The following is a 21,175-nucleotide window of genomic DNA, read 5'->3' on the forward strand; positions in this document are numbered from 1 at the left end:
AATGCCCGAAGGCGCAGCCTCGTTGGCTCAACTCCCCGGCGGACACCGAGGCCGGCCACCTCTCGTCGGCCCCACTTGCCCCGACACCCCAGCTGACTCGCGATCGCTTCATGGATTCAGGTACGGGTCTTTTGCCATACGCCGGTATGCCGCAAGCGAGGTTGCCGAAGAGTTGATCTGCCAGTGCCGTTCTTTGTCGACATCGAACCAGACGACCGCCTTGATCGAAGGGAAGCTTTGCTTCAGCGTGGGAACAACGTCATCGATCCAGCGACCCTTGTCGCCACCGGCTTCGTCGGACGCCATCTCGCCGATGATGATCGGCTTACCCACCTCAGTCAGCCGAGCATAGCTGTCAGCGAATACGTCGTGGAAACTTTGCCAATCGAAGTCCGCATCGGAATTTCCCCAGTTGTAGCCGTCGATCCCGGTCCAGTCGACGTACTCGTCTCCAGGGTAGTACGACATCGCCGGCGGACCGCCGGCACTGTCGGTGTTGTTCGGACACCAAACCCAAACGACGTTCGTTGCGGAATTCTCGGCAAAGATGTCATGTATGTGCCGGTAAGCCGCAATGTACTTGTCAGGCAAGTGACCACCCCAGCCTTCTTCCTCGTTCATCTCGGCCGCGAAATCAAGAAAAACCTTGGCGGCCAAATTTTTGACCCCATTGGCGCGCGCCGCGATGGTGGCATCCAGCCTTCCGTCGATGATGTCGTCGAAGGAGACGCCGAACGGCTCCCAGTTGATCAATGGTATTCGACCACTGGCCAGGTCGGCACGCGTGGCCGCAGCGGCAACCCAGTCGTCCGCCCATCCGTAGTACGACAGGTGAATGTTCGGCTTCCGCCCGATCCGCGCATCGGTGTCTTCAACGCTTCCCGCCCCGTAATAGTGACCAAGAAGAACACCTTGCGCAGGCACCAAGATCTCGCTTCCGCCCTTCGGCGCTTCGGCGCGAGAAGTCGACGACAGAGCCGTCGGCCGGATCTCACTCATCGAGCAGGACACCGTCAGGACGGTCAGCGAAATCACAAGCCCGACGGCCGGCAAGAGTTTCTTCATTTTCGATTCCTCTTCACTACACACACGGGCCGAACACTTCGAACAGTGGATCACCGCGATGATACGGACGACTCGCACCACGACTTGATGCACACGCGAAGCCGGTGCGTATAGCCAACAAAACTGCCCGAATCGCCACAGCCCGCTCAGAGGAGTACCACGGCTACCGTGCCGAGCGTCGGTACAGGCAGTTCGTCAGCGGACTTTTACTCCTTCCAGCGCACGGCAGATCAACCCGGGATCTCGAACACCGCTCGCCCCTCTCATCGGCGTACCAGCGACCGACGTTCTCCACCCTAGGAACAACCTGCAGTTTATTCAAATGAGTGCTTTGCACTTGTACGTTTACCCCCACGCAACCACCGGTCGGCAGCCGCGTGGGGAAGGTGACGCTCGCGGACGCCTGGGCCGCCCCAGGCTGGGACACCGCGGTGGCGTGCCGAGCGAGCCCCCTGTCGGGCCAGGCCTCGGTGGCGTCGAGGTGCAGTGCGGTTCCGAGCGCGGCCTTGAGGCGATCTGCCCGCTCGTCGATCGGGTTGGCCGGCTGGAGGTTCAGGTAGGCGAAGCCGACTTGCGCTCGGGCGCCGGCGTGAGCAAGGCCGCCGTTGACGCTGTCACGGTCGAAAGCCTCCAGCACGCCCGGTACCCGTGGGTGCACTGTGCCACCCGGCGGCGAGCGGCGCCACGAATGAGGAGGCCGGTTGCGGCCGAGGAGGTTCGAAAGCCTGGTGGCCAGGCGATGCCCCGCTCAGCCGAGTTCGTGCAGCCGGTGCAGCAGCTGCGGGGACAGATCCGGCGCCGTCACCGAGGCCCGGGGAACTGCCGTGCCGGAGCGAGCGCGCCGGCGCCGATTCCGCCGGCCATATCGACCGATGCGCGCGAGTTCGTCCCCGAACCGACCTGCCAACCAGGACGTGAGGTACGTCTGCCGGACCTCGTTGTCCGAGTCCAGCAGCCGCGCGGGAGCGAGCGACTCGTCGGAGACCGGCGAACATCCGAGATGCTGCGGACGGCGAGCGGGTGGGTGGCCATGGCTCCGACAGTACGATCATCTTGCCCAGATCGGGTACCGTCTTGCTGATGAAGCAAGAAGACGATCTGGACAAGACCGTCCGAATGCGGATCCGGAGCCTGCGAAAGTCGCGTGGCTGGTCCTTGGATGCACTCGCCCAACGAGCCTTGATGAGCCCGTCGAACCTGAGTCGCATCGAAACCGGAGCGCGAACCCTCAGCCTGCACCAACTGACGTCCCTCGCCCGGGCGTTGAACATCTCACTCGACCAGTTGACGGAGAGCGACGACGCCGCTGACGTCGTCATCCGGCCCCAGCAGGACGAGCACCGCGGACTGACCACCTGGTTGCTCAGCCGCGCGGATGGTCCGGGCAGCACCGTCGCCAAGATGCGGATCACCGACGAAAGCCTCGACCCCGGCTCGGTCCGGCTCGGCGTCCATCCTGGCCGGGAGTGGTTCACGGTCCTATCCGGCACCGTCATGTTGCTGCTGGGCTCACGCGCCATCCGCGTCGAGACCGGGCACGCCGCCGAGTTCTCGACGATGACGCCGCACGCCGTCAAGGCACACGGCGGACCGGCGGAAATCCTGTGCATCCTCGACCGCGAACGTCGGCACCCCCACCTCGATCCCCCCGAGTGACCGCCGAAGCTGCCGAGCTGGGCGTCGGCGGCTGTTTCGCCTTCGGCCAGCGCGCACCGGCCAGCCCGGTGTGACACCAGCATCCGAACGGTCAACGGGTGCGCTGGTAGTGGCGGCGCGCTTTCATGCGGTTGCCGCACGCCGCCATCGAGCACCAGCGGGCGCGGTTGGCGCGGCTGCGGTCGAGCAGGAACAGCCTGCACTCGCCGTTGGCGCAGGGCCGCAACCGGCCGGGTAGCTGCTCCTGCGTGGCGGCCCACTCGAGGACTACCGCAACAGGCAACTCGGCGTGCGGAGGGGTCCTGACCGTCCACTTGAGACCGTCAGCCGTGAACTCGGGGACCTGCTGGACCCCTTCGAGCAGCGGGCTCAACGCGGCGGGCGGAGCCTCCCCCAGCGCCACGTCCCGTATAACGTCTCGCGCCTGGCGAAGCAACGTCAGCTCCGCCAGGCTTCCGTCACCGCCGTGCTCCCGCCCCCAGCGCCGGCCCGCGACCGGGTCGCCGAGCGCGTCCTGCTCCTCCCCGTCGACCAGTGGCCTGCTGTTGAGCAGGTCCAGCAGTGCAGTCATCCCAGCTCCACTCCCCTAACCTGTTCGAATCATTTGACAGGTTACCCGGAATCATGCTTGCCTAGGGACCTAACCAGACAAAATCGATGAAGGGGTTAGATGTGAACCGCGTACACCACCGGACCGCTGTCATCGACGGTCACGAGATCTTCTACCGCGAAGCCGGCCCCAGCGATGCCCCCGTCATCGTCCTGCTGCACGGCTACCCGACCAGCTCGTTCATGTTCCGGGAGCTCATCCCGCTGCTCGCCCGGGACTACCACGTCATCGCACCGGACCACCTCGGCTTCGGTCGCTCCGCCGCTCCACTCGTGTCGGAGTTCACCTACACTTTCGACGCCCTCGCGGAACTCACTTCCGGGCTGCTCGACCACCTGGAACTGGCCCGCTACGCCATCTACGTCCAGGACTACGGCGCTCCCATCGGCTGGCGCCTCGCACTCAAGCACCCCGAACGCATCTCCGCCGTCGTCACTCAGAACGGCAACGGCTACGAAGACGGCTTCGTCGAGTCGTTCTGGGCCGGCGTCTGGGCCTACGGGGCTGCCCCGGGGCCCGACACCGAACCCGCTGTCCGTGCCGCACTGAGCCTCGATGCCATCCGCTGGCAGTATCTGCACGGCGTGCCCGACCCGAGCGTGGTCAGCCCGGACACCTGGGAACACGACTTCGCCCTCGTCTCCCGCGAAGGCAACGACCAGATCCAGTTGGCGCTGTTCCGCGATTACCAGAGCAACCGCCCGCTGTACCCGTCGCTGCACGAGTTCCTGCGTTCCAGCGGCGTACCCGTCCTCGCCGTTTGGGGTCGCAACGACGAAATCTTCGGCCCGGCCGGCGCGCGAGCCTTCGCACGTGACGCCGAAGACGCCGAGGTGCACCTGATCAACGGCGGGCACTTCCTGCTGGAAAGCCACTTGGACGTCGTCGCAGGTTATCTCCGCGGTTTCCTCGGCCGCGTGCTGGACCGACCCGGAGTCTCGTGATGTCAGCGGCGCCGACCATCGCTATTCAGCGCCTGGAGCACGGCGTGATCGGGCTGCTTGAGCCGGCCGAAGTCGATTTCAGTTCTCCGGCGAACTCGCGGAAGATCTCGCCGACCGGACCGGGCCGGCCCCGTCCCGGCTCGGTGGACCAGTGGCCGCGGCCAGCCGCAGGTCGGTCTCGGCGGCACTGCCGGGGGCGGCGGTCATGATCACGATCTTGAGCTCGGTGTCGCCGTCTCCCAGCACGTCGCAGTTCACCACGATCGGGCCCACCGACGGGTGGTGGATCGTCTTCTCGTCCTCGCGGTGACCGGCGACGGAGCCGGTGGCCCACAGCTGAGCGAACCGCTGGTTGCCCGTGGTCAGCTCCCGGATCAGCCCGGCGAGGCGAGCATCGCGCGGGAACCGTCCGGTGGCGCGGCGAAGATCGGCGACGACCGCGAGGTCCGTGGTCTCGGCGTCGAGTTCGGTCACCGGCCACTGGGCCAGGCGAGCGGGGCTCGCGTCCAGCGGGAAGCGGTCGCGGGCGAAGTTGCGCAGGCGGGGCTCCGACGACGAGGGATCGCCCAGCAGCGCGGCCCAGCCGCGGTTCCACCAGACCAGCTGCCAGTCAGCTGCGAACACCCCGACCGCAACGTCGCCGAGCCGGGACAGCACCCGGTGGACACCGGGCGGGATGTGGTCGGAGATCATGCCGTCCGTGGGCGGGGTGAGCCCGGCGAGCCGGTACAGGTGATCCCGTTCGGAGGCCGAGAGTTGCAGAGCCCGCGCGAGAGAGGCGACCACCTGCACCGACGGCGTGGTGGCCCGGCCCTGCTCCAGGCGCACAACGTAGTCGACCGACAGGCCGGCGAGGTCGGCGAGCTCCTCGCGGCGCAGCCCGGCCGTGCGGCGGTTGCGGCTCACCGGCAACGCCGCGGCCGACGGCGGCAGGCGATCCCGCCAGGTGCGGATCATCGCGCCCAGCCCGGCCCCGGGTGTCGTGGTCATGACCCCATCTTGCCCCGGCACGAAAGCCGGGGCCGCCCACGATGGTGGTACTGCTGTTCCTACCGTCGAGGCGTCCCTGGCCGGCCGCGCTCGGCGGGCCGAGGATCGACTGCATGACGATCACCTTCATCACCGGAGCGAACAAGGGTCTCGGCCGCGAGACCGCCCGCCGTCTCGTCGAAGCCGGCCACACCGTGCTGCTCGGCGCCCGCGACCCGGAGGCCGGAGCGAGGGCTGCTGCTGCGGTGGGCGCGCGGTTCGTACCCATCGACGTGACCGACGACGCGTCCGTCGCCGCCGCGGCCGCCGACGTCGCCGAGCACGAGGGCGCGATCGACGTGCTGATCAACAACGCCGGCATCCACGGCCCGGCGGGCGACCCCACCAACTTGACCGGCGCCGATGCCCTCGCTGTCTTCGACGTCAACGTCGCCGGCGTCGTCCGGACGACCACCGCGTTCCTGCCGCTCCTGCGCCGGTCGGCGGATCCCGTCATCATCAACGTCAGCAGCGGCATGGGGTCGCTCGCCCTCACCCACGACCCGTCGCGGGCCGAATCCAAAGTCGTCGCGCCGCTCTACACCGCCTCGAAGGCGGCGCTGACGATGCTGACCACGCAGTACGCGAAAGCATTTCCCGGCATCCGCGTCAACGCCGCCGATCCCGGCTACACGGCGACCGACCTCAACGGCCACAGCGGCCCGCAGACCGTCACCGAGGGCACCGACGCCATCGTCGGGCTGGCCACCGAGCGGCCCGGCGCCGGCTCCGGGCGTTTCGTCGCCCGGACGGGCGAGATCGCCTGGTCCTGAACGGCGACCAGGACGATGGATCTCCGCTTGAGCGGCAAGCGCGCCCTGGTGACGGGCTCCAGCTCCGGCCTCGGCGCGGCGATCTCCGGATACTTGGCCGCCGAGGGTGCCGCGGTGGTGGTGCACGGCCGGGACGCGACGCGGGCCGGCACGGTTGCCGACCTGACCACCGACGACGGAGCCGAGGCGACGCTGGCCGGCGGCCCGATCGATATCCTCATCGACAACGCGGGCAGCTACGACTACCTGTCGTGGGCTGACGCGAGCGCGCGGGCGGCGTGGGCCCGGACCTACGAGGTCGACGTGATCTCCGGGGTCCGAATGATCCACCGGTTCGTTCCAGGCATGCGCGACCGTGGATGGGGCCGGGTCGTCACCATCGGCGGTGGCCTGGCGATCGAACCGACCGTCCGCGTCGACGGCGGGCAGGTCCGCAGCGTCCAGTAGCGGACCGGCGAGCCGGATGAACGACGCGGCCACACGAGGGTTCTGCCGCGTCGTCCGATCCCCGGGTTCGCGGTCGCTCCGGAGCTCGCGCAGGATCGAAAGCCCGCGACGACGGCGCGCCTCACCGCGCCGGACGCCGGGCGAACGCCGCGCGGGCGAGCTCGGCGAACGCTTCCACCTCGGCCGGGCCGGGTTTGTTCTCCGCGGTGAACATGGCCGCCTGCAGCACCGGGCCCAGCTTGCCGGGATGACGCTCCATGTCGGAGCGCCGGATCGGCTGGAGGATGAAGTGGATGTGGGCCGCCACGCCGCCGGTGTGCGACCACTGGCAGGTGTAGACCTGCACGGGATCGGTGAGTGCCGTGACGACGGCGGCGGCCTCCGTGAGCACGCTGCCCAGTTCGCCGGCTTCCTCCGCCGCCAGGTCCGCGACGTGGACGACGTGCCGCCGTGGGACCACGGCCAACGCCCCCGGGCCGAACGTGCCGAGCACGTGCATGACCAGCCAATGCGACGTTTCGTGTATGGGGCCGCCAGGCAGTGGAACTCGCGCGTGCATCATGTCGCACGGCACGCAGCCCGCCACGCCCGCGGGTTCGGGGATCTGCTGGACCGCCATGACCGGGCCTCCTTGCGGCGCTGTGGTGGGCAGGGTGGTTTCTGCGTGCCTCCGCCGACCGCGTCCCGCCGACGACGACGATCGTATTCGCGGGTCTCTGCAGTTGCCGGTCCGCGGTGCGGCACCGTTTCTGGTGGTGGGCTCAGGCGGTGAGAACGTCGAGCGCGGCGGCGTGCAGTCCCGGGGCGGCGGCCAGATAGCTTTCCGAGGTGATCTGCCAGGGCTTGCCGTCGAGGTCGGTGACCACCCCGCCCGCCTCCAGCACCAGCAGCACACCGCCGGCGTGGGCCCGGACGTTGTCGAACTGCCAGTGCAGATCCATCCGGCCCGCCGCGACCTGGGCCAGCTGGTGGCTGACCGGCACCGAAATCCGGACGTAGAGCGCGGCCTTGGACATCGCGGCGAACGAAGCGGCGGTGCGGTCGGCCAGGACAACGGTCGTGCCGGGCTGCGCCTGACCGGTTCCGGTCACCGCGCCCTCGAGTGACTGCTTGTCCGAGACCCGCACGGGCACTCCGTTGAGAAACGCACCGCCGCCCTCGGTGGCGGTGAACATCTCGTCCAACAGCGGGAAATAAAGCACTGCGAGCACCGGGCGGCCGTCCCGGACCAGGCTGACGCCGATGTTCCAGTCGGTCATTCCGTGCACGGCGTTGAGGTTGCCGCCGACCGGGTCGATCAGCCACCACGCGCCTTCGGGCAGCGGGCCGGAGCCGTGCTCGTCGTTGAGCCAGCGTGCCTCGGGGAGGATTTCGGCCAGCGCCGGTTCCAGCACATCGACGACGGTCAGGTCATTGGCGCGCAGATCGGCGAGCAATTCGGGCAGCCCCGGCTGGCGGGCGGCGGTGGAGTAGCGCTTCAACAGCCGGGCGCCCGCCTGGCGGACGGCGGCGGCCGTGGCACGCACCGAATCTTGAGACATGGACAGCTCCTCGATCGGTTGTCAAAGGTGAATTTTCACAACTTCCGCCTCATGAGACGGGTTCGGTCAGCGCGGGGTCATCCCGAGCATGCCCGCAAGGGGACGTCGACGGATCAGCGGGCGAGGGAAACGGCGAACGGGGTGAAGCCGTGGCGGCGCAGGATGTGCGGGACGACGAGGATCATCGCTTCGGTGGCACGGGCGGTGGTGATGTCGCCGAGGTCCTCGATCCAAGCGGGATCCCAGCCCAGGTCGTCGAGAAGGCCGGCGACGGCTTTCTTGGCCTGTTCGTCGTTTCCGGACAGATAGGCGGTGGGCGGGGCGCTCAGCGTAGCGGGGGCGGTCATGACCATGAACAGCATCGTGTTGAGCGTCTTGACGACCCGGGTGCCGGGCAGCGCGGCCTGGAGCTGTTCGGCGAGGCTGCTGCCGGGGTAGCACAGGTCACCGGGCAGGCCGTCGGCGGCGTCGACGGTGGCGTTGGAGACATCGACGAGGATCTTGTCCGCGAGCTCGGCCTGCAGGGCGGTGAGCCGGTTCAGTGCGCTGTCGCCGGGGGTCGCGTTGATCACGATTTCGGCGGTGCGGGCGGTGGTGGCGTGATCGGCGTAGCGGATCTCGGTCCCCTCCGCGGGCGGCGTGCTTCTCGCCTCGGTGTCACGAAGGCCGAGGGTGACGTGGTGGCCCGCCGCGGCGAGGGCGCGGGCGAGGTTCGTGCCGACGCGGCCGGCGCCCAGGATGCCGATGCTGGTCATGACGGAAAGCTCCTTGTGTTCTTGGCTCGGACGGTCTCGGTGAATCTGGCTAGCGGAGGGGGCCGCTCGGGTCCGGCGCAGCCCGGAAGCCGGCTTCGTGACATCGCGGATGTTCGACAGGAAGAGTGACGACCACGGTCCGAGAAGGCTTTCGCGGTCATGCGAACGCCAGCACGATCTTGCCTCGGATGTGCCCCTCGGCTGCGCGTTGGTGCGCGGCCCGGGAGTCTTCGAGCCGGAAGATGGTGTCGATCGCCACGCGGATCGTGTCGTCGTCGAGCAGACGGCCAAGCTCGGCGAGCTGTGCACCACTGGCACGGACTTGGGTCGCGGTGACCGTGACACCGAGCGCCGCGCTCTCTTCGTCGTCGAACACACCCGGGTACACCGGGTAGAGCGCCCCGCCGCGTTTGACTACGCCGAGAAACCGCCGGCTGCGAGGTCCCCCGACGCAGTCCAGGACGAGGTCGACGCCTCGAACGGCTTCTTCGGCCCGGACCTTGGTGTAGTCGATGAACTCGTCGGCGCCCAGCTCACGGAGAAACGACTCGTGAGCGCCGGAGGCCACCGCGATGACCCGGGCTTTCCGCCATTTGGCCAACTGAAGTGCCAGATGACCGACGCCGCCGGCAGCGCCGTTGACGAGTACCGTTTTCTCACCGTCAAGGGCCATCGGTCTGTGTCTTGCCTTCTGGAACGGCGAGGGGTACTCGTGCCCCACATCGATCAGAAACTGCCACGCCGTCAAGCCCGACATCGCCGCCCCCGCGGCTTCCACGTGGTCGACGGCAGCCGGCTTGTGAGCCAGGTCGGATGCCGGCGCGGTGACGTATTCGGCGTAAGCGCCGCTCTGCATGACGGTGGGAAACCGCAGCAGGCCGAACACTTCGTCCCCGACGGCGAAGCCGTCCACGTCGGCGGCGACCTCCTCCACGACCCCCGACACATCGGTCCCGGGAATCAGAGGGAGAACCAGCGATGGCTTGAGATCGGGCGGCACATCGGGCATCCCCTCGCGCGCGTACCAGTCCGGCGGGTTGACGCCGACCGCGCGCACGCGGACAAGCACTTCTCCCGGGCCCGGCGCCGGGACGGGAACCTCATCGAGACGCAGCACCTGCGGTCCGCCGAATTCGTGCAGCCGGATCGCCTTCATGGTGCGAGTCACGACACTCTCCAAGTCGTTCGGGGGTGACGCTACGATTCGTTGCGACGTGTGCGGCATGCCCTCCTGCCGTGGCAGCGATCGATCGCCGAAAAGCCGACGGCCGACCGGCTACCTGTTCTCGTGGCGTCTGCCGCGGCGGGAGCGCTCATCCGACGGTAACGGCGAAGTTCGGGAACCAGCGTCGCTCCACCGCGGTCGCCGTCAGTTCGTCGAGAGCTTCTGCCCGATCATGCGCAGCCGACCACGATGCGGCTCAGACCGCCGCGAAGGCCGGCACGGCGTTCTGGCCGCCGACACCAGACGAAGGACAACGCCGGCACCCGTCCTGCTGGGTCGCCCAGGAGAACGGGTCGCCGACGACCGACGTGATCAGCAGCGGAGCCCGTTTTCCCGGCGTCGCACCGAGTTCACCCTCCTGTTCCGCCACCGGCGACCGCAGTCTGGACGGGGCGGCCTTTCGGCAGCACGTCGTCCGTCTGGACACACCGGCCGGCCGAGTGATCGGCCGCGCCCGTCACCACGGCGACCAGCGCCGCCGCCGAGTCGGCGGCGGCCGTGAACCGCCCGGCCTCGCGCGCTTTCACCGTCCACGCCAGGATCTCGTCCTCGTAGCGGTTACCCGTCCGGCCGCGGTCCAGGTGGGAACGGGTCATCCCGGCGTCGACCAGACCCGGGTCGAAAGCCACCGCCACCCGCCCGGAGCCGGCCAGTTCGCCGGCCAGACTCGCGGTCAACGAGATCAACGCCGCCTTCGTGGCCGCGTAGGCGCTGGCGTGCGGCCAGCCGACCGTGCCCGCCCTGCTCACCACGTTCACCACCCGCCCGGTGAGGGCGGGCAGCACGGCTCGTGCCATCCGCGCCGCCCCGAAGAGCCCAACTTCGAACACCCGCCGCCACTCGGTTTCGTCAACGGTCCACAACGGACCGATCGGCCCGGGGACACCCGCGTTGTTCACGAGCACGTCGAGACCGCCCAGCTCGGCCACGATCCGCTCGACCCCGCGTCTCGACGAGCTTTCGTCCGTGACGTCGAGGTGCACCCCGGTCGCGGATCCGCCGGTCCGCCGGATCTCCTCGACGGTCTCGGCCAAGGCGTTCCGGTCGCGACCGGCGACGGCCACCGACAGCCCGGCGGCGGCCAGCGCACCGGCGAACGTGCGTCCCAGCCCGCGTCCGCCACCGGTGACCAGTACCCGCAGCGCCGGGGGCCGCGTCCGCTTGCCGGTCGAGGAGCGCGGGATCGCCCGCACCCGCTCGATGGCCCGCACCCGTTTGTGCGGGGCGACCCGGTCCGCGACGTAGGCGGTGATCTCCGCGAGGGGGACCGGCGCACCGAGCACGACATAGGCCTTCGGGATCTCCCCGGCGACAGGGTCGGGCACGCCGGCGACGCAGGCCTCCACCACCGCGGGGTGGTCCGTCACCACCTCTTCCAGCTCGGCGGGCGAAACCTGGTGCCCCTTGTACTTGATCAGCGACTTCGCGCGGCCGGTGATCCGCAGGAAGCCGCGGGTGTCCCGGCTCGCCAGGTCGCCGGTGCGCAGCCAGCCGTCCGCGTCCGCCGACGCGCGGGCGATCTGCGGGCCGCGCAGCCACAGCTCGCCGGACTCCGCCCCCGTGCCGCCGGTGAACCGTACCTCGGTGCCCGGAACCAGTACGCCGGTGGAGCCGGGTGGCACCTCGACGCCGTCCGGGCTGAAGCTCACGCACCCCGCTTCCGTCATCCCGAAGCCCTGCACGACCGGCACGCCGAGGGTTGCGGCGCAGCGGTCGGCGTCCGACGAGGGCAGTGGGGCCCCGCCCGAGACGACCAGCCGCAACGACGGCAATGGCCGCCCGCCCGCACCGAGCTCGGTGACGACGCTCGGGACCAGGTACGCCAGCGACACGGCGTCCTCGGAGACGTCGCGGGTGAAGTCCGCGGCCGAAAACGGCGTGGCGCCGATGACCAGGGTGGCGCCCGCCTTCAGCACCGGGTTCATCGCCATCTGCATCCCGTAGACGTGCCGCAGCGGTGGGACCGACAGGACGACGTCGTCGCCGCGTACCCGGTGCAGGTGGGCGATCTGCCCGAGGTTGGCGGTCAAGTTGCGGTGCGACAACGGGACGAGTTTCGGCGTGCCTTGGGTGCCGCTGGAGCTCATCAGCACGGCGGGCCGCTCGCCCCCACGCGGGGAGCGCGGCCGCGGCGGCGTGGCAACGGCTTCGTCCCACGGCGTTCCGCCTGAGGACGCAGGGCCGACGCAGACGGCCGGCAGCGAGACTTCCGGTGGTCCCAGTGCCGTCTCGGCGATCAGCGCTTTCGCCCTGGACTCGGCGATCACGGTGCGCCACCGCTCGGCGGTGTCCCGCGGATCCAGGGCGAGCACCACCGCGCCGGCCGCGAGAATCCCGTGGTAGGCGACCACGAACTCGGCGCTGTTCTCGGCCAGTACCGCCACCGTGTCGTCGTCGCCGACCCCCGCTCGCCGCAACCACGCCGCGAGTCCGGCGACGGCCACGCGCAGCCGTCCGTAAGTCCATACGAGACGCCCGCCGCGGGAGCGGTCCACCACCGCGACCTGATCGTCGTCCGCGGCGTCCGGCCGCAGGACGTACTCGCCGAGGTGCGCATCGACGGGTACCTCCCACGCCGCCGTCACGGCCACACCAGCACCTTGACGGCTCGCAGTCCGGCCATAGCCGCGTAGCCCGCGGCGATGTCATCGAGCGGCACGGTGCGGTCGAACAGCGGCGACGGGTCCAGCTCACCGGCGAGGACCCGGGCGGCGAGGTCCGGCAGGTAGCGGCGCACGGGCGTGAGGCCGCCCGTCAGAGTGATGTTGCGCTGGAAGCACGCCGCGGCATCGACGTGGCCGTGCGGGCCGCCGACCAGGCCGAGTACGCCGCCATCGGCACACGCGGCCATCGCGGTGTTCAGGGCCGGCTGCTCCCCCACCGCGTCGACCACGAGGTCGGCGCCGGTACCGCCGGTGGCGTCGCGGACCGCCGCGACGGCCTCGTCCCCGCTCTCCGCCGTGACCACGTCAGTGGCGCCGAAGGCCGCGCCGATCGCCAGCCGCGACTCGTGCCGGCCCAGCAGAAAGATGCGTTCGGCCCCCGCGGCCCGGGCCGCGAGCACCGAACTGAGGCCGACCGCGCCGTCCCCGACGACCGCGACCACCCTCGAGCGGTCCGGCGGGATCTGGCGCAGCCCCTGGCTCAGCACGTGCCAGCCGGTGGCCACGACATCGGTAAGCGTGACCAAAGCCGGGATCCGTTCGTCGTCTTCGTCGACGCGAACGGGGACCAGCGTCGCGTCGGCGAACGGCACGAGGACCGCTTCCGCCTGTCCACCGCCGGCCGCGACGCCCCACATCCCGCCCGCGGAACACGACGTGGGCACTCCGCGGCGGCACGGCGTGCAGACGCCGTCGGAGAAGGTGAAGGGCGCGAGGACGAAGTCACCGGGTGCCAGCGTTACGACGTCAGTGCCGACTGCCGTGACAACCCCGGCGAACTCGTGCCCGCAGTGCGGGCCGCGCACCGGGCCGGCCCGGCCGGCGAAGCCGCGCACATCGGTGCCGCAGATCCCGGCGGCGACCACCCTGACGACGGCATCGGTCGGCGCGCCCGGCACGGGGTCGGGCACCTCGGTCACGACGACCTCTTCGTGAGAGATCAGCTGCGCTGCCTTCACCGCTCCTCCCGGTCTTTCCTCCGGGCCAGGGTGACCCCGTCCGCGACGGTGAGGAGCACCGACTCGACGCGGTCGTCCCGCCGCACGTGCTCGTTGAACTCGCGGATCGCGCGAGCGTTGCCTTCGGCGCCGGGTGAAGCCGCCTCGCCGGCGTAGAGCACGTTGTCGGCCACGATCAAGCCGTTGGGGCGCAATCGGGGCACGAGCTCCTCCCAGTAGCCGAGGTAGCCGACCTTGTCCGCGTCGAGGAAGGCCAGGTCGATGAACGGCTCTTCGGGAAGGGTCCGCAAGGTTTCGGCGGCGGGACCGAGCAGAAGTTCCACCCGGTCGGCTACGCCGGCCGCGGTCCAGGCGGCGGAGGCGATCCCGGCCCAGCGGTCGGTCACGTCGCAGGTGATCACCCGGCCGCCCGGCCCCACGCCCTCGGCCAGTGCCAGCGTCGAGTAGCCGGTGAACGTGCCCACCTCCACCGCCACCCGGGCATTCGTCAGCCTCGCCAGCAAGGTGATCAGCGCGCCCTGCTCCGGGGGGACCTGCATCTCGGCCACCTCGCCGAGGGCGAGCGTGGCGTCGATCAGCTCACGCTGGACGTCGGTGAACGGCGGCAGCTGACTCCGGACGTAGTCGAGCACCTGCGGGGTGATCGTCACCGCCTTCTCCGGCTGCTGCGCTGCGGTCGTCATGCCTTGGCTCCTTCCCCGAGAGCCGCCTCGGCGATCGGGACGAGGCGGCCGATGTGCACCGGCAAACCGGTCTGGAACTGGTTCACCGCGTCGCGGTCGTAGGTCACGCGCACGGGCCACTCTGTGAGGTCCGCCAACAGCGCCGACGCCCGTGCCCGCACCGCGGCACCGAAGGCGTGCGCGCAGACCGCAGCCCGGTCGACGAGGAAGAAGTCGTCGACCAGCGCTTGTTCGGCCTCCGTGGGCACGTCGTGGACGTCCCGCCCGGCGTCGCGCAGGAGCGATCCCCCGGCCGGCACGAGCCGCGCGGCCACCGTCACGTGCACGAGGCGGTTGAACTTCACCGCCGCCTTCAGTGGCGACCCGGGAGCCGGCTGCGCTCCGGCGAGCAGCGCGGAGACGTGGCGTTGATCGCGCACCCACTTGCCGCTCATCGCCGGGTGCCGTGCCGCCATCCGCGGCCGGATGACCGAGCGGTAGACCTCGGGGCGACAGCTGCCCGCGTAGAGCAGCAGTGCCGAATAGGTGTCGTAAAGGTCCGCGGCCTCGCCGAGGTCACCGCGGGCGAGCGCCGCGGCGAGCAGCCGCCACGCGCAGAAGGCGCCGTGGTGCCCCAGCAGCCAGCGGTACCAGGCGAACTCGGCCTCGCTGTCGAGTGGCGCCGGCCCGACGGCTTCGCCGACCTCAGGCTTGCCGACGTCGCCGGCCAGTCCGAGGCAGGGGGTGAACGGGTTCTGCGGCAGCGGAACGGTGAGCCGCGGCAGCAGCGAAGCAGTCACGGCATCACGTCCGTGACGTGCTCGTCCAGCACATCGGCGGCCGCGCGGATGTCCTCGTCGAGCGGACGGTCGCGGGTCAGCGGCTGAACTCGCTCGGCCAGCGCCGCGACCAGGCTCGCGCAGTGCGGGGCGGTCGGCGTGCGGTCGCCGATGTGAGCGGCTTGGCGCACGGCCACGCCGAGGCAGCCGTGCAGCAGCCGCAGGAGGCGGGTCTGCTCGTAGGCGGTCAGCGCGGCCTGGGTGCCGAAGGGGACGACGTCCTGGTTGTGCAGGTTGGTGGGAACGCTCTGCATCGCCGCGGGTGTGCACGCTCGGCGCATCGCCACGACGACCGACGTCGCCAGGATCTGCAAGCCCTGGATCGCATGCTGCTTGCCCGGCTCGGCCGCAAGCATCGGGGGCCGACCGCCGTTGCGGCCCGGGTCCACCAGCAAGTCGACCTGCCGCTCGGCGAGATTGCCGACCTGGGTCACCGCCGAAGACAGCAGGTCGGTGGCGAAGGCGGCCGGCTGGCCGAAGAAATTGCCGCCGTGGGCGACGAGGTCTTCGTCCGGGAAGAACAGTGGGTTGTCGCTGACCCCCCGCAGGTCGTCGGCGACGGTCCTGGCCGACCACCCGACCGCCGACCGCGCGGCACCGAGCAGCTGCGGCGTGCACCGGAGGCTGTAGGGCTCTTGCAACGGCCGCTCCGGAGCCGGGGTTGTTCCCTCGAGCCACCACGACAGGTCCCGGCCGGCCGCTTCGGCTTCGGGATGGCCGAACGCCTTCAGCAGTGACGGCGCCAGGAAGGCGGGTGCGGCCCCGAGAACGTCGGCGAGAGCCGCCGTCAGCGCGAGGGCGATTTTCAGGGAGCGCTGCGCCGACAGCACGGCCAGACCGGCGGCGGCTGTCGTCACCGATGTGCCGTTGACCAACGCCAGCGCGTCCCGGCCGTCCAGTTCGAGCGGAACCAGGCCCGCGGCCCGCAGGGCGTCGGCGGCAGGCATCCGTTCGCCGTCGAAGTAGGCGTACCCGTTGCCGCGCAGGCTTTGGACGGCGTGCGCCAAGGGAACCAGGTCCCCGCTGGCGCCGACCGAGCCCCAGGTCGGGATGGCGGGGGCGAAGCTGGTGGCGAGCATCCGCCCCAGTGCGTCCACCGTGGGCAGCGATACGCCGGACAGGCCCCGGGCCAGGGACCGCGCGCGCACCAGCACCGCTGCTCGGGCAACGGCGACCGGCAGGTCGGGTCCCTGTCCGACGGTGAGGTGCTGCAATACGTTCTCGCACTGCGCGGAACTGTTTTCCCGGCCATCGAAAACGACCAAGGGCCCGAATCCCGTCGTGGCGCCGTACACCGGGCGTTCACGCTGCGCCAGCGTCGCCTCGACGAAGCTCCGGCCGCGTTCGATGTCCGTGATGACGTTCGCGGGCAACGAGATCCGGATCGGCCGGACGGCGGCCTCCAGCTGAGTGAGCTTCACGGGAACCGAAAGGTCGACGGAGGTGGTCGCGAAATCGATCGGGCTTATCATGTCATCGCCCCTAAAGCGGCCGAAACGGGTTTGAACGCAATTCTTGGCCACGTCGGGCGTGTCAGCGGTGCTCCCGCGACTAACTTCCAGGATGACTGCCCGAAAGGTCAGCGTCCGATCTGGGCTGTGACAGGTGGACTTTTCGTACTCGATCCGGGTTCGCTCCCGACCGCCGGTGCCGGCGAGCATCTGCCCGTCCCACACGTCAGCGAGCTCGGCACGGCCCGAAGACCGCGCCGCCGCCACGAGTGCAGCCGGCCCAGCCGACACGGCCGGCCCGCACTCCAGGCTTGAACTGTCCTCTCCGGACCTGTCAGCGGGAACCGTCCTCCTGAACCACCGTCTTGCTGCGCATCAGGAATTCCGCGAGATGCCCGTCGTGCGGGAGTCCCGGCCGCATGGAGTACGTGGGGACGTTCCCGATGTGCAGGTTGCCGATGGTGGGGTCGTCGGCCAGCTCGGACAGCAGTTCGTCGTCCTCGGTGAGCGCGGTGACCGTCAGGCTGCCGCGCAGGGGACCGATCCCATCCGCGGTGCTCCACGGCGCCACCCAGACGCAGGGGAACGGGAGCTCCACGTCGAGCTGCGGTGCCTGTGCCCGGTCGAGGAGCACGACGGCCGGCCGCAACGTGGCCCCGCCTTCGGGCAGGGGCGTGAACAGCTCGCCGCCACCGACCAGCCGGCCACCGCCGATCTTGCTCCGCAGGTGGGCCTCGATCGAGCGAGCTCGCTCGCTCGAAAAGGCGGGAAGCACTGCCGCGTCACTCACCGGCGACGCCACAGCGATCCGGGCGAGCCGATGCGCGAGCTCTTCCGCGAAGCCCCTGGCGTCGCCTTCCACCAGCACCGCAGAAGCGTTGACGCAGGCGGTCCCGCCGAATCCGGCGACCGAGTCGGCCACCACGTCGACGCTCCCCGGACGGTGACCGTCGGTGACGAGGATCTTCGACCGGCCCGGGCCTTGCACCAGAACGTCGCTCCGTCCCCCGTATTCGGCGGCGACGTCCGCTCCCCCGTAGACCACGGCGAGATCGGCCGCAGCCACGAGCTGGCGGGCGACGGCGTGGTCGGTCGGCAGGTAGGCGACGTGGTCGTCGCCGAATCCGCAAGCGCGCAGGGACTGCACCAGCCGGTGCGCGGTGAACGGTTCGCGCCCGGACGGGCGGACAGCCACGCGGTAACCCAGCGCCAGCGCCTCGAGCCAGATGCTGTGCGTCGCCGGGTGGTTCGCCGGCGATTGGACCGCGAGCACTTCCCCCCGGCGCACCCAGGTCGCACCGGCGGACCGGACGTCGCGCCAGCTTTCGCTGGTCGACGTCGGGCGGGCCCGGCCGACACTGTCCCCGACGACCGAAGCGCTGTGCGCGATCGACCGCGACGCCGTCTCCACGACCGGCAACGCCACGCCGGACGACGCGGCGACGAGCCGCTCGTGCTCCGGCAGTGACACCCCGCCGACCTCGTGCAGGAACAGCTTGCCGGCTTCCCCGAGAGCGGCGAGCCGAGCCGGAAGCGCGAGCGGCCGGGCCCGCCGCAGCTTGTCGATCGTCCGCTTCACGTAGAGTCCGGGTACCAAGCTCAGCTCGGCGATGCCCGTACCGTCCACACCGGACACGAGCTCGGTTCGGCCGGCGCGGAACTCACCTGACGGGCCCAGCGCGGCCAGGTGCGGCAGTGCGCTCATCAGTAGACGCCTTCGATGACTTCGGCATGCTCGAAGACCGGAACCGGAGTCACGTCGGCGACCGAAACGCCCAACGACCCCGGCGGCGGTGCGACCCGGGTGGCCAGGTCCCGCTCCAGGTTGTTGGGCAGGAGGAGCGACTTGCTGACGTGGTGCATGACGACTTGGCCGCGCTCGCCTTCGGCGACTTCGCCACGGGTATCCGGATCGACGACCGAAAACGTCGTGTACGGCGAGAACGAGTCGAAGACGCAGTGCGCGCCGGCCGGCGCCTCCCCCGGGCGTTCCATGCTGCCGCCGAGGATCATCGTGCTGCCGTACTGACCGCACAGGGGTACGTTCGGGAACACGTCGTCGCGCAGGATCCGGCGGGTGTCGGCGTCCAGGTGCGCCCCGCCCCACATGATGACATCGACCTTGCGGTTGATGAGCTCGGTCAGCTCCTCGCGTTCGGCCATTCGCACGAGCAACGGGGGCGTGACCACCAGGACGCCGATTTCCTGGTGGCGGAGCACGGTTTCGGCTTGGTCCACGATGTGCTCGGCGTACCGGTTCGCCTCGTCCGCACGGCCTTCGCTCAAGCTCGTGCGGACCCACCGCGGGTCGAGGTCCACCGTGAAGCAGATACCGCCGCGCATCCGCGTGACCTCGGCCATCAGCCGGCCGAAGATGTGCGGGCCGCTCGGCGTGACGTTCAGCCAGTTGACGCGCCGGGGGAATCCGAACTCGTCCATCCGCGCCGACTTCCACGACAGCGAGCTGTGCAGCCAGTCCGAGTGCAGCAACACCCGTTTCGGCGTCCCGGTCGTGCCACCGCTGTCGAACGCGCCGATGATGTCGAGGTGTTCGCCGTACCCGCGCGGAACCAGCGCTTCGAGCGGCAGTTCCCGCAGTTCGTTGACGAGGTTGGGGAACCGATGCAAGTCGGCGTGCGTACGGACGTCGGTGAGCGGATCGAAGCCGAGAGCCGGCGCCTTCGCCAGCCAGAACGGTGACCCCGTCTCCGGGCTGAAGTGCCACTTCATCGCCGCCGGGTAGAACCGGCGCTCGTCCACGAAACCATTGTCCTGTTCGATAGGGAAAACGTCCAAAGCCATCAAGGAAAACCTCCGTCGTGCACGCAATGGAATCGCTTCGGGCAACACCTCCCCGGCGACCTGACGGCGGTCGACTGGTCTGAATTCACGTCGCCCCGCCGCACAGACACCCTGGGTCAGATTCAGCTCACAGTGACGAGCCTAGGCATTCGCCGCTACGGTGGGCATCCCTCCTGCCACCTCAAGTAATTAGGTCGGGAAGTGTTGCCCGTTGGGGCATCTGTTGCAGGCGTGAGATGTGACAGTCTGGGCTCCTGATCAACGAACGAGGGCATCGACAGGTTGAACGACCGCTCGAGCGCCTCGCTGGACTACGCGACGAACGTTCATCTCGAAGTGGTCGAGAAGACTATCCACCTGCAGCAGCACACAAACACCCGAAAAACCCAGCCCAGCGCCGGCAGGCTCTCTTGTATTCAGAAGATCAGCATCGGAGCCACTGCCATCGACATGTACCAGTAGACAAGAACCGTGTAGGTGACGTGATCTTTTCGGTAGTTGATCGGGCCGCGGAGACGCACGCATACCGCAACGGACATCAGCGCTTGGACAGCGGCGAAGGCGAGGAGCGCGAGCCGGCTTGCACCTAGGCGCCAGCCGACAAAATAGATGATCACCGGGGCAGCGATGAATGCGACGCACAAATAGGAGCGCGCGGCGCGCTGGCCGAGTCTGATGGGCAATGTTCGGCGGCCACACGCCAGGTCTCCTGGGATATCACGCAGGTCTTGCAGCGGCATCAGCAGCGCCAGCACTACACCAGTCAGTATGATCCATCCGAAGACTGCAGGCTGCATCGGGGCGGTGATCTGCCAGGCGGCAGTGAGTTGGACAACGGCCTGGAACCCGACGACCACCGGTTTGGCGAGGACGTTGCGGGCCAGGCCCATGTGGTCGTTCAGCCACGACAGCAGAAGCCAGCTCAGCGCCTGGAGGATGACTCCCGCAGGGATCGAGACAAGCAGCAGGGCGAATACGGAGAAGAGCAATCGACGCCGCGCCCGATCGGGGTTCACCAATGCTGCAGGAAGCGGCCTTCGTGGTTTGTTGTGCCGATCCTCCTCGATCCCAGTCAACTGCTGCGACAGATCAGAGACGTAGATCGCAAAGCAGGCGAACACAACGACCTCGGGCACGGCCCAGGTCCTTGCGACACCTGCTTCACGCACCATGGCCGACAGCGACATGAGCAACGCCGGCGGAACTCCTATGAGGAGGTTCGACCTGGTGAAGAGGTAGAACAATTTGAATTCATACTCAATACCGCTCAGACGAGCGTGCATGCGAACCATAGCTTCACCAGTCAATCAATACAGTGGATTCCAGGCCCGCACCGGCCCAAGTGCTCACACCCGGAGAAGCTCATTCCGGCTGCGGCATCTGGTACGGGTGATAGGTCGAGCCGATCGGTCGTCCGGGCCACCGCCACTGGAACGGGTCAACGACGTCCGGCGGTTCGGGGACCCACGCCGCCCCCGATTCGTGCGGAGGGGCGGCGCTCTGGGCACCGACCTCCACTTCGATCTCGGCGGTGATCACCGACCAGACCACACCGCGCCCCATGCGCGGCAGGTCCGATGGCTGCGGTGCGAGGACGCCCTCCGGGTGCTGCGTTTCAGTCATTCGCACGATCTCCCTGAGCTGACTCCAAGTCGAATCTCCGGCCACATGGTCCGATGGGGACGGCGCCGGCGGCACGTGCTCCGGAATGGGAACGCCGGCTGACGCACAACCTCGCCAGGGGTGTCCCGGTG

General features: G+C 69.3%; 20 protein-coding genes. 4 read left to right on the forward strand and 16 right to left on the reverse strand.

Translation table 11 applies throughout. The features are described 5' to 3' along the window. Positions 1–108: 108 nt before the first annotated feature. On the reverse strand, positions 109–1,065 hold the full coding sequence (locus ACLJPY_RS02915) for a glycoside hydrolase family 26 protein (RefSeq protein ID WP_410586406.1): 957 nt from the start codon (positions 1,063–1,065) through the stop codon (positions 109–111). A 1,080-nt stretch (positions 1,066–2,145) separates the two neighbouring features. Between ACLJPY_RS02915 and ACLJPY_RS02920 the strand changes: the two genes are divergently transcribed. Then, a complete protein-coding gene (locus ACLJPY_RS02920; protein WP_410586407.1) occupies positions 2,146–2,721 on the forward strand; it encodes a helix-turn-helix domain-containing protein in 576 nt (191 codons plus the stop codon). 91 nt (positions 2,722–2,812) lie between these two features. Here the strand turns inward: ACLJPY_RS02920 and ACLJPY_RS02925 are convergent, their stop codons facing one another. Further along, a complete protein-coding gene (locus tag ACLJPY_RS02925; RefSeq protein WP_410586408.1) occupies positions 2,813–3,292 on the reverse strand; it encodes a CGNR zinc finger domain-containing protein in 480 nt (159 codons plus the stop codon). A gap of 101 nt (positions 3,293–3,393) precedes the next feature. On the opposite strand from ACLJPY_RS02925, the gene ACLJPY_RS02930 reads away from it, so the two are divergent. Then, on the forward strand, positions 3,394–4,275 hold the full coding sequence (locus tag ACLJPY_RS02930; RefSeq protein WP_410586409.1) for an alpha/beta fold hydrolase: 882 nt from the start codon (positions 3,394–3,396) through the stop codon (positions 4,273–4,275). Positions 4,276–4,353: 78 nt separating this feature from the next. On the opposite strand, the gene ACLJPY_RS02935 is transcribed toward ACLJPY_RS02930, so the two are convergent. Beyond that, positions 4,354–5,265: a helix-turn-helix transcriptional regulator gene (locus tag ACLJPY_RS02935; RefSeq protein WP_410586410.1), complete on the reverse strand. Its 912-nt coding sequence runs from the start codon at positions 5,263–5,265 to the stop codon at positions 4,354–4,356. A 113-nt stretch (positions 5,266–5,378) separates the two neighbouring features. On the opposite strand from ACLJPY_RS02935, the gene ACLJPY_RS02940 reads away from it, so the two are divergent. Together ACLJPY_RS02940 and ACLJPY_RS02945 are read left to right on the forward strand one after the other, a co-directional pair. Further along, a complete protein-coding gene (locus ACLJPY_RS02940) occupies positions 5,379–6,077 on the forward strand; it encodes an SDR family NAD(P)-dependent oxidoreductase (RefSeq protein WP_410586411.1) in 699 nt (232 codons plus the stop codon). Between the two features lie 27 nt (positions 6,078–6,104). Continuing rightward, positions 6,105–6,524, forward strand: coding sequence for an SDR family NAD(P)-dependent oxidoreductase (locus ACLJPY_RS02945; protein WP_410586412.1), 420 nt, complete (start codon positions 6,105–6,107; stop codon positions 6,522–6,524). Positions 6,525–6,645: 121 nt separating this feature from the next. Here the strand turns inward: ACLJPY_RS02945 and ACLJPY_RS02950 are convergent, their stop codons facing one another. From ACLJPY_RS02950 to ACLJPY_RS03010, 13 genes are all read right to left on the reverse strand, one after another. Next, positions 6,646–7,143: an HIT domain-containing protein gene (locus ACLJPY_RS02950; protein WP_410586413.1), complete on the reverse strand. Its 498-nt coding sequence runs from the start codon at positions 7,141–7,143 to the stop codon at positions 6,646–6,648. Between the two features lie 142 nt (positions 7,144–7,285). Continuing rightward, on the reverse strand, positions 7,286–8,065 hold the full coding sequence (locus tag ACLJPY_RS02955) for an inositol monophosphatase family protein (RefSeq protein WP_410586414.1): 780 nt from the start codon (positions 8,063–8,065) through the stop codon (positions 7,286–7,288). Between the two features lie 113 nt (positions 8,066–8,178). Beyond that, a complete protein-coding gene (locus ACLJPY_RS02960; RefSeq protein WP_410586446.1) occupies positions 8,179–8,940 on the reverse strand; it encodes an NADPH-dependent F420 reductase in 762 nt (253 codons plus the stop codon). A gap of 37 nt (positions 8,941–8,977) precedes the next feature. Next, entirely contained in the window at positions 8,978–9,988 is a 1,011-nt protein-coding gene (locus ACLJPY_RS02965) for an NADP-dependent oxidoreductase (protein WP_410586415.1), read from the reverse strand. A 407-nt stretch (positions 9,989–10,395) separates the two neighbouring features. Beyond that, on the reverse strand, positions 10,396–12,636 hold the full coding sequence (locus ACLJPY_RS02970; RefSeq protein WP_410586416.1) for an SDR family NAD(P)-dependent oxidoreductase: 2,241 nt from the start codon (positions 12,634–12,636) through the stop codon (positions 10,396–10,398). Further along, positions 12,627–13,667, reverse strand: coding sequence for a zinc-binding dehydrogenase (locus ACLJPY_RS02975; protein WP_410586417.1), 1,041 nt, complete (start codon positions 13,665–13,667; stop codon positions 12,627–12,629). Before ACLJPY_RS02975 ends, ACLJPY_RS02970 begins: the two co-directional genes overlap by 10 nt. Next, entirely contained in the window at positions 13,664–14,350 is a 687-nt protein-coding gene (locus ACLJPY_RS02980) for an O-methyltransferase (RefSeq protein ID WP_410586418.1), read from the reverse strand. The genes ACLJPY_RS02975 and ACLJPY_RS02980 overlap by 4 nt, the downstream gene beginning before the upstream one ends. After that, positions 14,347–15,129, reverse strand: a complete 783-nt coding sequence (locus ACLJPY_RS02985; protein WP_410586419.1) for an L-tyrosine 3-hydroxylase — start codon at positions 15,127–15,129, stop codon at positions 14,347–14,349. Before ACLJPY_RS02985 ends, ACLJPY_RS02980 begins: the two co-directional genes overlap by 4 nt. After that, on the reverse strand, positions 15,126–16,829 hold the full coding sequence (locus ACLJPY_RS02990; RefSeq protein ID WP_410586420.1) for an aromatic amino acid lyase: 1,704 nt from the start codon (positions 16,827–16,829) through the stop codon (positions 15,126–15,128). The genes ACLJPY_RS02985 and ACLJPY_RS02990 overlap by 4 nt, the downstream gene beginning before the upstream one ends. A 124-nt stretch (positions 16,830–16,953) precedes the next feature. Further along, positions 16,954–18,324 (reverse strand): aldehyde dehydrogenase family protein, encoded by a 1,371-nt coding sequence (locus ACLJPY_RS02995; protein ID WP_410586421.1) that lies wholly within the window; start codon positions 18,322–18,324, stop codon positions 16,954–16,956. Then, positions 18,324–19,379, reverse strand: coding sequence for an AMP-binding protein (locus ACLJPY_RS03000; RefSeq protein WP_410586422.1), 1,056 nt, complete (start codon positions 19,377–19,379; stop codon positions 18,324–18,326). Before ACLJPY_RS03000 ends, ACLJPY_RS02995 begins: the two co-directional genes overlap by 1 nt. 458 nt (positions 19,380–19,837) lie before the next feature. After that, positions 19,838–20,704, reverse strand: a complete 867-nt coding sequence (locus tag ACLJPY_RS03005) for a UbiA family prenyltransferase (protein WP_410586423.1) — start codon at positions 20,702–20,704, stop codon at positions 19,838–19,840. A 79-nt stretch (positions 20,705–20,783) separates the two neighbouring features. Next, positions 20,784–21,044, reverse strand: coding sequence for a hypothetical protein (locus ACLJPY_RS03010; protein WP_410586424.1), 261 nt, complete (start codon positions 21,042–21,044; stop codon positions 20,784–20,786). Between the last annotated feature and the right edge of the window lie 131 nt (positions 21,045–21,175).

Origin of the sequence: Amycolatopsis sp. lyj-23 (genome assembly GCF_046549135.1) — a bacterium.
In the GTDB taxonomy this organism is placed as follows: domain Bacteria; phylum Actinomycetota; class Actinomycetes; order Mycobacteriales; family Pseudonocardiaceae; genus Amycolatopsis.

Coding starts and splice junctions, on each gene's coding strand:
- ACLJPY_RS02915 (WP_410586406.1), bottom strand. CDS start 1,065: ATGAAGAAACTCTTGCCGGCCGTCGGGCTTGTGATTTCGCTGACCGTC.
- ACLJPY_RS02920 (WP_410586407.1), top strand. CDS start 2,146: ATGAAGCAAGAAGACGATCTGGACAAGACCGTCCGAATGCGGATCCGG.
- ACLJPY_RS02925 (WP_410586408.1), bottom strand. CDS start 3,292: ATGACTGCACTGCTGGACCTGCTCAACAGCAGGCCACTGGTCGACGGG.
- ACLJPY_RS02935 (WP_410586410.1), bottom strand. CDS start 5,265: ATGACCACGACACCCGGGGCCGGGCTGGGCGCGATGATCCGCACCTGG.
- ACLJPY_RS02940 (WP_410586411.1), top strand. CDS start 5,379: ATGACGATCACCTTCATCACCGGAGCGAACAAGGGTCTCGGCCGCGAG.
- ACLJPY_RS02950 (WP_410586413.1), bottom strand. CDS start 7,143: ATGGCGGTCCAGCAGATCCCCGAACCCGCGGGCGTGGCGGGCTGCGTG.
- ACLJPY_RS02955 (WP_410586414.1), bottom strand. CDS start 8,065: ATGTCTCAAGATTCGGTGCGTGCCACGGCCGCCGCCGTCCGCCAGGCG.
- ACLJPY_RS02980 (WP_410586418.1), bottom strand. CDS start 14,350: ATGACGACCGCAGCGCAGCAGCCGGAGAAGGCGGTGACGATCACCCCG.
- ACLJPY_RS02990 (WP_410586420.1), bottom strand. CDS start 16,829: ATGCTCGCCGGCACCGGCGGTCGGGAGCGAACCCGGATCGAGTACGAA.
- ACLJPY_RS02995 (WP_410586421.1), bottom strand. CDS start 18,324: ATGAGCGCACTGCCGCACCTGGCCGCGCTGGGCCCGTCAGGTGAGTTC.
- ACLJPY_RS03005 (WP_410586423.1), bottom strand. CDS start 20,704: ATGCACGCTCGTCTGAGCGGTATTGAGTATGAATTCAAATTGTTCTAC.
- ACLJPY_RS03010 (WP_410586424.1), bottom strand. CDS start 21,044: ATGACTGAAACGCAGCACCCGGAGGGCGTCCTCGCACCGCAGCCATCG.